We start from the raw sequence: 13,602 nt of genomic DNA, 5'->3' as shown, positions 1-13,602 counted from the left end.
ACCCTGACGGATGACCTTATGACCCAGGACAACGTATCCCCACGCGATATTGCCCGCAGCCTGCCGAGCATACTCCGGCGCTTCCCGGCCATTGCCCGGGGCTATTACTATTACGCAGTCAGGAACGACAACAAGGACCTGACTCTGGGCACCCTGGTTGAGCGCAATGCCAGAAAACATGGCCAACGCGCCGCTGTCCTGTATGAAGACCGTAGCATTACCTGGCGGGAATTGGACGAGTGGGCCAACCGTATCGCCGGTTTCCTGAAAGCTGAGGGGCTTGGCAAGGGGGATGCTGTTGCCGTGTTCCTGGAAAACCGGCCGGAACTGCTGGCCGTGGTCGCCGGTGCCGCCAAGATCGGCGTGGCCTGCGCCATGCTCAACACCTCCCAGAAAGGCAAGGTACTGGCACACAGCATCAACCTGATCAGTCCGAAGATGATCGTGGTTGGTGAAGAACTGGTAGACAGCTTCGAGGGTGTAAAGGCCGACATCAGGACCAGCCACCCCAAACCCTTCCTGTTCCTCGCCGATACCAACACAGTGAACATCTTCGGCGATGCCCCGGAAGGTTATGTCAACATGGCCCCGCAGGTGAGCGCACACCGCAGCACAGCCCCGGCACCTGCCGAACAGCCGGTCATGGGTGACACGGCCATTTACCTGTTCACCTCCGGTACCACCGGCCTGCCCAAGGCCGCGCCTGGCAGTCACCGCAAGTTCATGAAAGCCTATGGCGGTTTCGGCATGATGTCCCTCGACATGAAGCCTCACGACGTCCTCTACTGCACCCTGCCTCTGTACCACGGCACCGCCCTGCTGGTGTGCTGGGGCTCGGTCCTGGCGGGGGGCTCCGCCATCGCCCTGCGCCGCAAGTTCTCCGCCAGCGCCTTCTGGGACGATGTGCGATTTTTCAAGGCAACCACCTTCGGTTACGTGGGCGAACTCTGCCGCTACCTGCTCAATCAGCCGCCCAGCGATCAGGACCGCAACCACAACCTCACCAAGATGATCGGCAACGGTCTGCGCCCGTCCATCTGGAAGGAGTTCAAGGAGCGCTTTGGTATCCAGACCGTGGCTGAACTCTATGCCTCCAGCGAGGGCAATATCGGCTTCAGTAATTTTTTCAACATGGACAACACCGTCGGTTTCTCGACCGCGCCCTACAAGCTGGTGAAGTTCCACGACGGCACCCGGAATCCGATCCGGAACGACAATGGATTCATGCAGGAAGTGGAGAAAGGCGAACCGGGCCTGCTGATCGGCGAGATCACCAAAAAGTGGTCGTTCGAGGGCTACACCCAAAAAGACGCCACGGAGAAATCAATCCTGCGGGATGCCTTCAAAAAGGGCGACCAGTGGTTCAACACCGGCGATGTGTTGAAGGAAATCGGCTGCGGACACCTGCAGTTCGTGGACCGCATGGGCGACACCTTCCGCTGGAAGGGAGAAAACGTGTCCACCACAGAGGTGGAGAACATCATTGACGGCTCCAATATGGTGGAGGAGGCCATCGTCTATGGCGTGGAAATCCCGGCCACCAACGGCAAGGCGGGGATGGTAACGCTGGTCCCCCACTCCAATGGCGAGGAGTTCGATGTAAACCGCTTGTTCCGGTACCTGAACGACAACCTGCCCCCCTATGCGGTTCCGGTCTTCGTACGGGTCACCAACGCCATCGAGAAAACGGGCACGTTCAAATACCGCAAGGTGGACATCCAGAAAGCCGGGTATTCCATCGACAAGCCGGAGGAGCAGGTTTATGCGTGGCTGCCAGGGACTGAGGGGTATACCCTTTTGACGCCTGAACTGGTGGCTGAGATTGATGCTGGGGCGGTTCGGTTCTGAGTTTACCTGGCGATTGGGTGGAGTCTGGTTGGTTTGACCCTAGCCCGCTTAGATTTGGGGCTGCACCGGTGGTAACCCCCTCCCAAAAAACGCTTCAAGCACATCCATGTGCGCTTGGGCTCCGCCATCCATGGCTCCGCACATTTTTGGGAGGGGGTTACCACCGGTGCCGACTAATTATTCGAGATATCGCCAGAAGGGCAGAGATATTCCCTAGGTCTTCCGGCCGGGGCTGAGGGGCCCTCCACAAAATGTCTCCGGCCAGGGACGGCCGGAGTCAAGCGCACATGGATGTGCTCGTAGCGTTTTTGTGGAGGGCCCCTCAGCCCCGGCCATGCACCAAGACAAACAGGCTAGGCCCAAAACCCCGGGGTCAACTCAAAGGCCAGAACTCAAGAACCAACCTTAAGAACGATCTTCCCGGTAGCCGTGCGCCCGGTCAGCGCACCAAGCGCCTTCTCGTAATCCTCGAATTCGTAAACCTCACTGATTCTCGGGTTAATCTTGCCCTCGGAGAACAGCTTCAGCAGTTCCATCATGTTCTGAGCGCTGTTCTGAGGCTCACGCTGGGTGAAGCTGCCCCAGAAGACACCCACTACCGAACAGCCTTTCAGCAGGGTCAGGTTCGCAGGAATCTTCGGGATGTCACCAGCCGCGAATCCGATAATCAGATGGCGACCGTTCCAGGCCATGGCTCGCAGGGCCTGTTCGGTGAATTCACCGCCCACCGGGTCGTAGATAACATCCACACCCTTGCTGTTGGTCAGTCGTTTGACGGCGTCTTTCAGCGGCTCTTCGGTGTAGTTAATGAGCTCATCGGCACCGGCTTCCTTCGCCACCGCCAGCTTCTCAGCCGTGCTTGCCGCCGCGATCACATGAGCGCCCATGGTCTTGCCCAGCTCGACTGTGGCAAGGCCAACGCCGCCGCTGGCACCCAGCACCAGCAGGGTTTCACCGGGCTGGATGTTGGCCCGTTGCTTGAGAGCATAATAGGAAGTGCCATAAACCATGGAGAAAGCCGCGGCCTTCTCGTCAGACATGGATTCGGGAATGGGCAGGATATTCTGTTCTGGAACCACCACTTCTTCGGCAAAGGCGCCATAACCGGTAAGGCCGGCAACCCGGTCGCCCGGCTTGAAACGGGTCACTTTTTCGCCCACTTCGATGACCTCTCCGGCCATCTCTCCACCGGGCGAGAACGGCATGGTGGGTTTGAGCTGATACTTCCCTTCGATGATCAGGGTGTCCGGAAAATTAAGGCCTGCGGCCTTTACCCGGACCTTCACACCATGGCCGTTGGCCACGGGGCTGGCAACGTCTTCTATCACCAGTTTGTCCGCAGGGCCGTATTCTTTGCAGAGAATCGCTCTCATGTTATGACTCCGTTGATCGACGATCGATAAAGGATGACTGCAGTTGATGGTTATCAACCTAAACAGAGTCGCGTCATGAAGCAAATAAAGAAATCTTATCCCACTGAATAAGCGCTGCTAATGTCTCCGAAGGCCCGGCGTCAGAGCATGGTACCTACATAGGCCATTGCACCGACCAGGCAGATCGCAGCAGCAATGAGACCCGCAAGAATGCCCTTGGGAATAACTGACTGCCTGTTTCTGTTGCTGCGTTCGCCGTCATGGCTGACGACCCGGCCGTCCTGGCTGGAGTTCCTGATCAGGGTGATCATTTCCTCACACTGACCACGATTGAACCCTGACGGTCGAAATTTACTCATTCCCTGCTCGTCCAGAAACAGGTTTACGTCGGACGACAGTGGCACGTATTTCATGGACCAGTTGGTGAACGTCCGGGCGTCGATCGGCTCTTCCAGAAGCGTAATGATATTGCGGTGCCGCCCGTCACTGGCGATGCGGTCGTAGAGGTTGCGAACGGCCTCTTCCTCGCCTTCAAGATACTGGAAAAACTGATCATCGCCGTAATAGAGGCCGCCAACGATTTCCCTTCTGGCGTTATTCCTCCGGGACTCCATCAGAATCCGGGCAACGTTGGGTTCTACCCCTTTTTCCACAGGCTTGGCCTTGAAAGTGGCTTCACTGGCATAAGCCAGACGTATCAGGGACATAATATTCACTCCGTACTGCATCAAACGGTTAAGGTAGGTGTGAAATACGTCTCAAACGTAGAAGATGGATCATAGACGTTCGTATGGGTCTGTCATTCGGGCGCCGTCATCACCGTTCAGCAGCCTCCGCCCCTACACCATTGCCAGGATGAATCCGCCCGCCTTTTCCGCTATCCTGCGCGCACTGTATCCGGGCTGACACCTCTCCTTCGTTGCTCCCTCAGGGCCAGACATGTTCGATATTATCTACGTGCTTGAAATGATCGGCGTGGTTGCCTTCGCGATCTCCGGCATGATTGTGGCGAGATCCAAGAATATGGATCCGGTGGGTATATTCACGATCGGTTTTGTCACCGCACTTGGCGGCGGCACCCTGCGGGACCTGATGATGGACAACCATCCATTGTACTGGATCCAGCATCAGGAGCAGCCGATTCTGATCCTGGGTATGGCGGTCATATTCAGCTACTGGCACCGCGCCGAACGCATCCGCGAATCCCGGATTGTATTCCCCGACGCTATTGGCCTGGGCGTTTTTTCCATCCTTGGTGCCCAGCTTGCGCTGGATCTTGGTCATTCCTGGTTTGTGGCGTCGCTACTGGGCGTAATGACCGGCACCTTTGGCGGTGCACTGCGCGATACCCTCTGTAATGAAGTGCCTTACATTTTCCGCAAGGACCAGGTTTACGCCTCTATCTCCTTTGCCGGTTGCTGGCTTTACTTCGTCTGCCAGTGGCTGCTGGAGAGTGAGGCACTGGCCCTGACTGCCGGCTTACTGTTCATTACCATCACCCGTATGCTGGCCGTACGCTTCGATATTCGCCTGCAACGGGACAGACATCAGAGTTAAGCAGCCTGCCAATGTTGAATCGTCCCTTGGCGTTGACGGCTCCAGCCGGTAACATTGCCGTTTTTTCACGCAACTCCTGAATCCGATTCTTTCAATCCCCATTCAGCATCCTGTGAGGCAGTCACCCGTCATGCTCGAACGACTATTCCAGCTCCAGGCCCATGGCACCACTGTTCGTCAAGAAGTGATTGCGGGCTTTACCACCTTCCTGACCATGGCTTATATCATCGTGGTCAACCCCAGCATTCTCTCTGCCACCGGCATGGACTTCGGTGCCGTGTTTGTTGCTACCTGCCTGGCAGCCACCATTGGCACCATGATCATGGGGCTATGGGCCAACTACCCGATCGCTCTCGCCCCCGGCATGGGCCTGAATGCGTTCTTCTCGTTCACCGTCGTTGGCAGCATGGGCTACAGCTGGCAGGTGGCACTGGGGGCGGTGTTCATCTCCGGTTTCATCTTTTTCCTGCTGAGCCTCTTCAGGGTCCGGGAATGGATCATCAACAGCATTCCCCTGTCCCTGCGCTTCGGTATTTCGGCGGGCATCGGTTTTTTTCTGGCCCTCATTGCCCTTAAAAATGCCGGAATCGTTATCGATAACCCTGCAACCCTGGTAGGTCTTGGCGACGTCAAGGTGGCGGAGAGCCTGCTGTTCTTTGGCGGTTTCGTACTGATCTGCGCCCTGTCATTCCGGCAGATCACTGGTGCGGTGATGATTGGTATTATCGCCGTGACCGCCGCTGCGATGGCGCTGGGCATGGTGGAATACGACGGCTTCGTTTCAGCACCTCCCAGCCTGGCGCCCACCTTCATGCAACTGGACCTGGCCGGTGCGCTGAATGTAGGCATGATCAGCGTTATCTTCGCCTTCCTGTTCGTCGACCTGTTCGACACCTCCGGCACCCTGATTGGCGCGGCCCAACGCGGCGGGTTGCTGGACAAGAACGGCAAACTGCCCCGTCTTGGTCGCGCGCTGATGTCAGATTCCGTGGCAACCATGTCCGGCGCTGCCCTGGGGACATCCACAACCACCAGCTACATTGAATCCACCGCCGGCATTACCGCCGGAGGCCGCACCGGCCTGACGGCGGTTGTTGTCGCCGCCCTGTTCATGGCGTGCCTGCTGCTGTCGCCCATTGCCAGTATCATACCGGCCTATGCCACCGCCCCGGCTCTGCTGTACGTTGCAGTGCTGATGGCCAGTGGGTTGAAACTGATAGACTGGGACGATGTCACCGAAGCCGCTCCAGCGGTTGTGACCGCACTGATGATGCCGCTGACCTTTTCCATCGCCAATGGCATTGCCCTGGGGTTCATCACCTACGCCCTTCTGAAAGCGTTAAGTGGCCGCTGGTCGGACCTGAACGCCAGCGTGGTGATCATCGCCGTCGTCTTCATCCTGAAATTCACTTTCCTGGACGTGGCGTAAGCCGCGTTTTCAGAGCCCGGACACGCTATGGACTACTTTGCAGAAAGCATCAAGAAAGCCATTCGCACGGTGCCTGACTGGCCCAAGCCAGGGGTCGCCTTTCGCGATATCACCACCGTACTGCAGGACCGCACCGCGTTCCGCAAGCTGATCGATGCCTTCGTACACCGATACCATGGCCACAAGATCGATGCCGTGGCGGCCGTGGATGCCCGTGGTTTCATCATAGGCTCCGCCCTCGCTTACGAGCTCAATGCCTCGCTGGTGCTGGTCCGCAAGAAAGGCAAACTGCCGTTCGACACCCTGGTGGAAGACTACGAACTGGAGTACGGCACAGCGTCTGTGGAACTGCACAAAGACGCTTTCAAACCCGGCGACAATGTGGTTCTGGTCGATGACCTGATTGCCACCGGCGGCACCATGCTGGCGGCCTCGCGCCTGATCCGCCGTATTGGCGCCGAGATTGTGGAAGTGGCCGCCATGATCGACCTTCCCGACCTGGGCGGTTCACGCAAGCTGCAGGAAGAAGGGCTGAAGGTTTATACTGTGTGTTCGTTTGAAGGCGACTAGGGAGCGTCAGCTCCCCTCATCATATTTACGGGAGCAGCCATGCCTGACTATCAGCACCACTGGAAAGACGGGACCCCGGTTCACCTGCCGCTGGGCAAGATAGTCTGCATTGGCCGCAATTACGCGGAGCACGCCCGGGAACTGAATAACCCTGTACCGGATGAGCCCCTGCTCTTCATCAAGCCGGCAACTTCGGCAGTGCACATTACCCGCCCTCTGGACTTCCCCAGGGACCGGGGTGACGTCCATTTTGAAACCGAGCTGGCGGTATTGATCGGCCGGCCGCTGACCAATGCCTCAGCCAGCGAGGCCGAAGGCGCCATTCTCGGCTACGGCCTGGCCCTGGACCTGACCCTTCGGGATGTGCAATCCCGGCTCAAGGAAAAAGGGCAGCCCTGGGAGCGAGCGAAAGCCTTTGACGGCGCCTGCCCTCTGTCACCATTCGTTTCCGTTGACCGCCTTCGCCGGGACCACCTGACCTTCACCCTGGATATCAACCGGGAGCGCCAGCAAACCGGCGACACCCGGGATATGCTGAACCCGATCGTACCGCTGATCGCCTATATGAGCAGCCAGTTCACACTGATGCCCGGCGATGTGGTCCTCACCGGCACGCCAAAGGGCGTCGGACCTCTCGTTTCCGGCCAGATATTATCCCTGGAACTGGAAGATGCCTTGTTTGTGGAGACCACCGTGCTCTAGTCTGGGCGCAGGATACTGTAATCAACCTCAGGTCCATTGGCTTTACAGGACGTATATCAGGCATGGCAAAGAAACCGGTTACCACCCGCAGCGGACGATTTTTCAGACTGGCAGGCATGACGGCCTCTGTGGCCGGGCAATATGCCGGGCAGCGTGCGCGCCGGATATTTCGCAGTGAGGAAGACAATGAAGGCGCCCGCTCGGAAAGCTACACCCGTATGGCGGACCAGATCGTCGACACATTGGGCGAGCTTAAAGGCGCGGTAATGAAGGTCGGGCAAATCGCTTCCCAGACCCAGGACCTCCTGCCCAAAGAGTTTTCCGACGCCCTGGAGCGACTGCAGAAAGAAGCCCCCCCCATGCCCTTCGAGGTGATTGTCGGCCAGGTCGAGAGCGAACTGGGCAAGCCAGTTTCGGAACTGTTCGAGTACCTGCAGGAAAAGCCCTATGCCGCGGCTTCCATTGGTCAGGTCCACCGGGCCCGCCTGCATGACGGCACCGATGTGATCGTCAAAGTTCAATACCCGGGGGTGGACGAATCCTGCGACAGCGACCTGAAACAGTTGCGAATGGCGCTGAAACTGGGTGGACTGCTGCGGATGCCCAAGGAACATGTGGATCAGCTGTTCGGTGAAATCCGGGTGCGGCTCAAGGAAGAACTGGACTACGAGAACGAGGCCCGCAACCTGGAACTCTTCCAGTCATTCCATGCCAACGACGACTGGGTGGTTATTCCAACGGTGTTCGAAAGCCATTCATCACGGCGGGTGCTCACCATGGAACTGGTGGAAGGCGACCATATCAGCGAAGTCACCCCGGAAAAATACGATCAGGGCACCGTTAACCTGATCGGCCACCGCATCTTCACCATGATGGCGGACCAGCTTTTCCGCTACCAGTGCATCCATGGCGACCCCCACGCCGGCAACTTCGCCTACCGGCCGGACGGCACCATTATTCTCTACGACTTCGGCTGCGTGAAAAAACTGAAGCCGGAGATTGTCGAGGCCTATCGCAACGCCCTCATCTCGGCCCTTGAGGAAGACTACGCCGCCCTGGATCAACACCTGATTGCCCTGGGCGCTCGCGTGGAATCCCAGCCGGCGGTGGACGAAGCCTACTATGCCATGTGGCGGGACATCCTCATTCAGCCGTTCCGTAGTGACACACCCTATGATTTCGCTGACTCGGAGCTTCACAAGGACGTCGCCGCCAAGACCACGACCGTGTTCAAGTACCTGGATTATTTCAAACCACCGGTGGAAAGCATCTTCATCGACCGCATGATTGCCGGGCATTACTGGATGATGAAGCGGCTGGGTGTGCAGGCGGCATTTCGGGAAGAGCTGGAAAAATACCTTCGGCAAACGCCGGACTGAGTGGTCACCCGGCCCGGCAGAGTGGCAAAAAAACTACTCGGGTTTCTGTTTCAGCAAATCCCGGATTTCCATCAATAGCTGCTCCTGCGCTGAAGGAGCAGGCGGAGCGGCCGGGGTTTCCGCTTCCTTTTTACGCAGGCTGTTCAGTGCCCTCACGGCGATGAAAACGGCAAGCGCGACGATAACAAAATCGAAAACGGCCTGAATAAAGACGCCATAGCGGAGTGCAACTGCCTCCGCACCTTCCTCGGCGGCTTTGAGTGTAATAACGAGGTTGGAAAAATCCACTCCTCCAATAAGTAGCCCGATTGGTGGCATCATGACATCGGCAACAAACGACGACACAATCTTGCCAAATGCGACACCGATGATAATCCCCACCGCCATATCCATGACGTTACCCTTGACTGCAAACTCCTTGAACTCCTTTACGATGCTCATCGTAATCAACTCCCTGATACCAGACCCGGTTGGCCCTTTAAGACAGCAGAGGGCACGCTCGCACGAGCGTCATTGAATTGTAGCGGAGTTTCGGGCGATCACTGCCGGGAATCAGCGGCATCCAAGTCCGGCCACCCACTGGGATACGCCCTCGCAGGCCCCCTTGCGAATAACCCTCGCCCTGGTGAGGTGCGCAGTCTCACCGGGGTCAATCACCGTCACCGGCACATCGAAATCCACCAGGTCCACCAGGCCTGCGGCGGGATAGACCTGCAGGGATGTGCCCACGATCAGCAGGTAATCGGCGGTGGACACTATCTCTGCTGCGACCTCAATCATCGGCACCTCTTCGCCAAACCACACGATATGCGGCCGAAGCTGGGCACCGCGTTCGCAGGTGTCACCGGACTGGATATCCCGGAAGCCGATATCGTAGACCAGTTCGGGATACTTTGAACTGCGGGCTTTGGTGAGTTCCCCGTGCAGGTGGATGACATTGCTCGAGCCGCCCCGCTCGTGCAGGTTGTCCACATTCTGGGTGATAATGGTGACCCGGTAGTGTCGCTCCAGCTCCGCCAACAGGCGATGGGCTTCATTAGGTTGTGCCGACTCCAGTTGCCGGCGGCGCTCATTGTAAAAACGCAACACCAGTTCCTGGTTCCGGGTAAACGCCTCCGGGGTAGCAACGTCATAAACGCTGTGCTGCTCCCAAAGCCCGCCATTATCGCGGAACGTGGAGAGGCCGCTTTCGGCACTCATGCCCGCACCGGTCAGAACCACAATGTGATCTTTCATAAAGCACCACTTCTGGTCTTCCTGTGGATGGATACTTCAGAACCAGAGCTTCTCGGGCCTGCGCCGTTTTTCCACTCTGAGCCCATGCTTTTCAAGGATAGCAACCAATTCTTCTGTGTCATCAATATTCAGGAAAGGCGCGAGGCAAATTTGCTCTCCCCGGAACTGCAGGTGCAGCTTGGGGGGTGTCCAGGGGTGGCGGGGCACATCCTGCCACACGCGGGTATGGCGACGAGGCAGTTTCCACTCTTTTTCCTTGCGGGTAAGACCTTTTTCAAGCCGGATCAGCTCCGGGGAGAAGGTGAGCACTTCCCGTTTCTGGCATTTGCGGGAGGTGTAGTAAAACCCGGCTGCCAGCGCTGTCAGTTCCAGGCCGGCAAATGGCAACACCGGCCATGCCCCTGCCAGGACCATTCCGGTAGAGATCATCAGTTGAAGGAAGACAGCGGCCAGCCAGACGCGGATGTTTCCCTTCCACGTCATGGACTGGTTGGGGGTCAGGAGAAAACAGTCGCCTTCATCTCGGGAAAGCTGTTCTACCATTGCGGTTACTCCCGGGAACCACCCTCACCGCCTGGGCACCGTCAGTCGAAGATCTTGCCGGGATTCATCACCCGGTTGGGATCGAAGACCTGCTTGATGCCCCTCAGGTAGTCAATTTCAGCGGCGCTGCGGGTGTACTCCAGATACGCTTTCTTGGTCATGCCAACGCCATGTTCGGCAGATACGCTGCCCTGATAGCGCTCGACAATCTCGAAGACCCATTTGTTCACCTGCTGGCACTTCTCGAAGAAATCCTCCCTGGCCATGTCTTCCGGCTTGAGGATATTCAGATGCAGGTTGCCATCGCCGATGTGGCCGAACCAGATGATTTCAAAATCCGGATAGTGCTCTGCCACTACGGCATCAATTTCCTCCAGGAAGCCCGGTACGCGGGAAACCACCACGGAAATATCATTCTTATACGGCGTACGCGGCGCAATGGACTCGGAAATGCGTTCCCGCAGTTGCCAAAGGTTCTGAGCCTGGGTTTCGTTCTGGCTGATCACCCCGTCCAGCACCCAGCCGTTCTCGACGCACTGCTCGAACAGTGTCATCGCGTCGTCCATCACCTGATCAGACACCGCCTCGAACTCCAGCAGCGCATAATAGGGTGCTTCGGTATCGAAGGGGGCCTGCACCTGGCCGTGGGCCAGGACATGCCCCATGGCCTGGTGGGAAAAGAACTCATAAGCGGTCAGATCAATCTGCTTCTGGAAGGTCTGCAGCACATCCATGGTGTTGGTGAGGTCGTTCAGACCCAGCACCAGAACCGTCAGGTTGTCCGGCTTGCGCGACAGCTTCATGGTGGCCTCGGTAATGAACCCCAGGGTCCCTTCAGCACCAATAAACAGGTGGCGCAGGTCATACCCGGTATTGTTCTTCTCGAGATCCTTGTTCAGGTCGAGAATATCGCCCTTGCCGGTGACGACCTTGAGGCCGGCGACCCAGTCCCGGCTCATGCCGTAGCGGATCACTTTGATACCGCCGGCATTGGTGGACAGGTTACCGCCAAGCTGGCTGGAACCGGCAGAGGCAAAATCCACCGGGTAATAAAGGCCGTTTTCTTCCGCAAAATTCTGAAGCTGCTCAGTCACCACGCCTGCCTGGCATTTAACGGTGCGGTCACTGGCGCTGAAATCCAGGATCTGGTTCATGTTGTCAAACGCCACCACAACCTCACCATTGGCGGCGACGGCGCCGGCACTCAGGCCCGTACGTCCGCCCGAAGGAACCAGTGCTACCTGATTTTCATTGGCGAACTTTACCAGTACCTGCACCTGCTCGGTGGTTTTTGGCAGTACGATAGCCACCGGTTTGGGCGGATAGATCCTGGTCCAGTCCTTGCCGTAGTTTTCCAGGTCGGCCGGGTCGGTCAGCACTTTCCCGGGTGCTGGGCCCGTTTCCATCAGGGCGCGAAGGGAGGCAACGATCTGTTCAGAGTTCATGGGTAGTCCGGTCTCGCAAAGGTTAGTCAGGGCGCCAGCAGGCGAAGTTGATTCAGGTAACCTGACGCGCTGTGAAAATCTCTGTTTATGGTATCATACCGCCCCTGTTCTGTGAGCCCGCCCGCCAACAGCGGTGCTCGCGGGTCATTTCACGTGACGAAAGGTTCGGAAGCAAGCCCATGTCAAATACGTCTCTTGAAAAGAGCAAAATCCGCATACTGCTGCTCGAAGGCGTGCACCAGTCGGCCATTGATACGCTGAATGCCGCAGGTTATACGAATATCGAGTATCTGACTCACTCGCTGGCCGAAGATGAGCTGATTGAAAAAATCGCTGACGCTCATTTTGTGGGTATCCGCTCACGCACCCAGCTGACCGAGAAGGTATTCGAGGCCGCCCAGAAACTGGTGGCGGTGGGCTGCTTCTGCATCGGCACCAATCAGGTTAACCTTCAGGCCGCAACCCGTCGCGGCATTGCTGTTTTCAACGCACCCTTTTCCAATACGCGCAGTGTGGCGGAACTGGTTCTTGCCCAAGCCATTCTTCTGCTTCGCGGCGTGCCGGAGAAAAATGCCAAGGCGCATCGCGGCGAGTGGCTGAAGTCGGCCAAAGACAGCTATGAAATCCGTGGCAAGAAGCTCGGCATCATCGGTTACGGCAACATCGGTACCCAGTTCAGTGTGCTGGCGGAAGGCCTGGGCATGGATGTCTACTTTTACGATGTGGTATCGAAGCTCTCCATCGGCAACGCCACCCAGGTCGGTACCATGCAGGAGCTGCTGAACACCTGTGACGTGGTCAGCCTGCACGTACCGGAAACGCCGGCCACCAAGTACATGTTCAAGGCCGAGCAGTTCGCCCAGATGAAGCCTGGCAGTATCCTGATGAACGCCTCCCGGGGCACTGTGGTTGATATCGACGCCCTGGCGGATGCTCTTGGAAGCGGCAAACTTCTCGGCGCGGCTATCGACGTGTTCCCGGTTGAACCCAAGTCCAACGACGAAGAGTTTATCTCCCCGCTGCGGGAGTTCGATAACGTCATCCTGACCCCGCACGTCGGAGGCTCCACCATCGAGGCCCAGGAGAATATTGGGCGCGAAGTGGCAGAGAAGCTGGCCATGTACAGCGACAACGGCACCTCTGTTTCCTCCGTGAACTTCCCGGAAGTGGCGTTACCCTCGCACCCGAACCAGCATCGTCTGCTGCATATCCACGAGAACGTGCCAGGCGTGATGTCGGAAATCAACCAGGTGTTCTCGGAAAACGGGATCAACATCTGCGGCCAGTACCTGCAAACCAAGGAAGATATCGGTTATGTGGTGATCGACGTCGACAAGGAATACGGCGAGCTGGCGCTGGAAAAGCTGTTGAAAGTAAAAGGCACCATCCGCTGCCGGGTACTGTTCTGATTAAGGCACGTACCGCATGACAGAAAGCCGGGGCTGAAAAGTCCCGGCTTTTTTATGGCCAATCAGGCCAAGTCCCGGGGCTGATCGCCTTTTGAAGTAATTTTGAGGATT

Annotated in this window: 13 protein-coding genes; 7 read left to right on the top strand and 6 right to left on the bottom strand. The window is 57.5% G+C overall.

The genetic code is table 11. The features are described from left to right. Window positions 1-18: 18 nt before the first annotated feature. Window positions 19-1,848, top strand: a complete 1,830-nt coding sequence (locus ABJM11_RS03160) for a long-chain-acyl-CoA synthetase (RefSeq protein WP_348294690.1) — start codon at window positions 19-21, stop codon at window positions 1,846-1,848. A 392-nt stretch (window positions 1,849-2,240) separates the two neighbouring features. On the opposite strand, the gene ABJM11_RS03155 is transcribed toward ABJM11_RS03160, so the two are convergent. Continuing rightward, window positions 2,241-3,221 carry an NADPH:quinone oxidoreductase family protein gene (locus ABJM11_RS03155; RefSeq protein WP_348294692.1) on the bottom strand — a complete coding sequence of 327 codons (981 nt, stop codon included), beginning with the start codon at window positions 3,219-3,221 and terminating at the stop codon, window positions 2,241-2,243. A 140-nt stretch (window positions 3,222-3,361) separates the two neighbouring features. Beyond that, window positions 3,362-3,928: a BLUF domain-containing protein gene (locus ABJM11_RS03150; protein WP_348294694.1), complete on the bottom strand. Its 567-nt coding sequence runs from the start codon at window positions 3,926-3,928 to the stop codon at window positions 3,362-3,364. A 232-nt stretch (window positions 3,929-4,160) separates the two neighbouring features. Between ABJM11_RS03150 and ABJM11_RS03145 the strand changes: the two genes are divergently transcribed. The 5 genes from ABJM11_RS03145 to ABJM11_RS03125 all read left to right on the top strand — a co-directional run bounded on the left by ABJM11_RS03145 (window position 4,161) and on the right by ABJM11_RS03125 (window position 8,858). Further along, entirely contained in the window at window positions 4,161-4,778 is a 618-nt protein-coding gene (locus ABJM11_RS03145) for a trimeric intracellular cation channel family protein (RefSeq protein WP_348294695.1), read from the top strand. Window positions 4,779-4,908: 130 nt separating this feature from the next. Continuing rightward, window positions 4,909-6,207: an NCS2 family permease gene (locus tag ABJM11_RS03140; RefSeq protein ID WP_348294696.1), complete on the top strand. Its 1,299-nt coding sequence runs from the start codon at window positions 4,909-4,911 to the stop codon at window positions 6,205-6,207. Between the two features lie 27 nt (window positions 6,208-6,234). Further along, a complete protein-coding gene (locus tag ABJM11_RS03135) occupies window positions 6,235-6,777 on the top strand; it encodes an adenine phosphoribosyltransferase (RefSeq protein ID WP_292016654.1) in 543 nt (180 codons plus the stop codon). A gap of 39 nt (window positions 6,778-6,816) precedes the next feature. Next, window positions 6,817-7,479: a fumarylacetoacetate hydrolase family protein gene (locus ABJM11_RS03130; protein ID WP_348294698.1), complete on the top strand. Its 663-nt coding sequence runs from the start codon at window positions 6,817-6,819 to the stop codon at window positions 7,477-7,479. Window positions 7,480-7,541: 62 nt separating this feature from the next. Further along, window positions 7,542-8,858: an AarF/ABC1/UbiB kinase family protein gene (locus ABJM11_RS03125; RefSeq protein ID WP_348294699.1), complete on the top strand. Its 1,317-nt coding sequence runs from the start codon at window positions 7,542-7,544 to the stop codon at window positions 8,856-8,858. A 33-nt stretch (window positions 8,859-8,891) separates the two neighbouring features. Here ABJM11_RS03125 and mscL read toward each other — a convergent pair whose 3' ends face one another. The 4 genes from mscL to ABJM11_RS03105 all read right to left on the bottom strand — a co-directional run bounded on the left by mscL (window position 8,892) and on the right by ABJM11_RS03105 (window position 12,082). Then, entirely contained in the window at window positions 8,892-9,299 is a 408-nt protein-coding gene (gene mscL, locus ABJM11_RS03120; protein ID WP_348294700.1) for a large-conductance mechanosensitive channel protein MscL, read from the bottom strand. Window positions 9,300-9,410: 111 nt separating this feature from the next. Then, window positions 9,411-10,094 carry a Sir2 family NAD-dependent protein deacetylase gene (locus ABJM11_RS03115; protein WP_348294701.1) on the bottom strand — a complete coding sequence of 228 codons (684 nt, stop codon included), beginning with the start codon at window positions 10,092-10,094 and terminating at the stop codon, window positions 9,411-9,413. Between the two features lie 36 nt (window positions 10,095-10,130). Continuing rightward, entirely contained in the window at window positions 10,131-10,637 is a 507-nt protein-coding gene (locus ABJM11_RS03110) for a DUF2244 domain-containing protein (RefSeq protein ID WP_348294702.1), read from the bottom strand. A gap of 41 nt (window positions 10,638-10,678) precedes the next feature. Beyond that, window positions 10,679-12,082 carry an FAD-binding oxidoreductase gene (locus ABJM11_RS03105; protein WP_348294703.1) on the bottom strand — a complete coding sequence of 468 codons (1,404 nt, stop codon included), beginning with the start codon at window positions 12,080-12,082 and terminating at the stop codon, window positions 10,679-10,681. 179 nt (window positions 12,083-12,261) lie between these two features. Here ABJM11_RS03105 and serA point away from each other — a divergent pair, with 179 nt between their 5' ends. Beyond that, on the top strand, window positions 12,262-13,491 hold the full coding sequence (gene serA, locus ABJM11_RS03100) for a phosphoglycerate dehydrogenase (protein WP_348294704.1): 1,230 nt from the start codon (window positions 12,262-12,264) through the stop codon (window positions 13,489-13,491). The last annotated feature ends 111 nt before the right edge of the window (window positions 13,492-13,602 follow it).

This window comes from Marinobacter sp. (genome assembly GCF_039977835.1).
GTDB lineage: Bacteria > Pseudomonadota > Gammaproteobacteria > Pseudomonadales > Oleiphilaceae > Marinobacter.
This window is presented reverse-complemented; position numbering and strand designations above follow the sequence as displayed.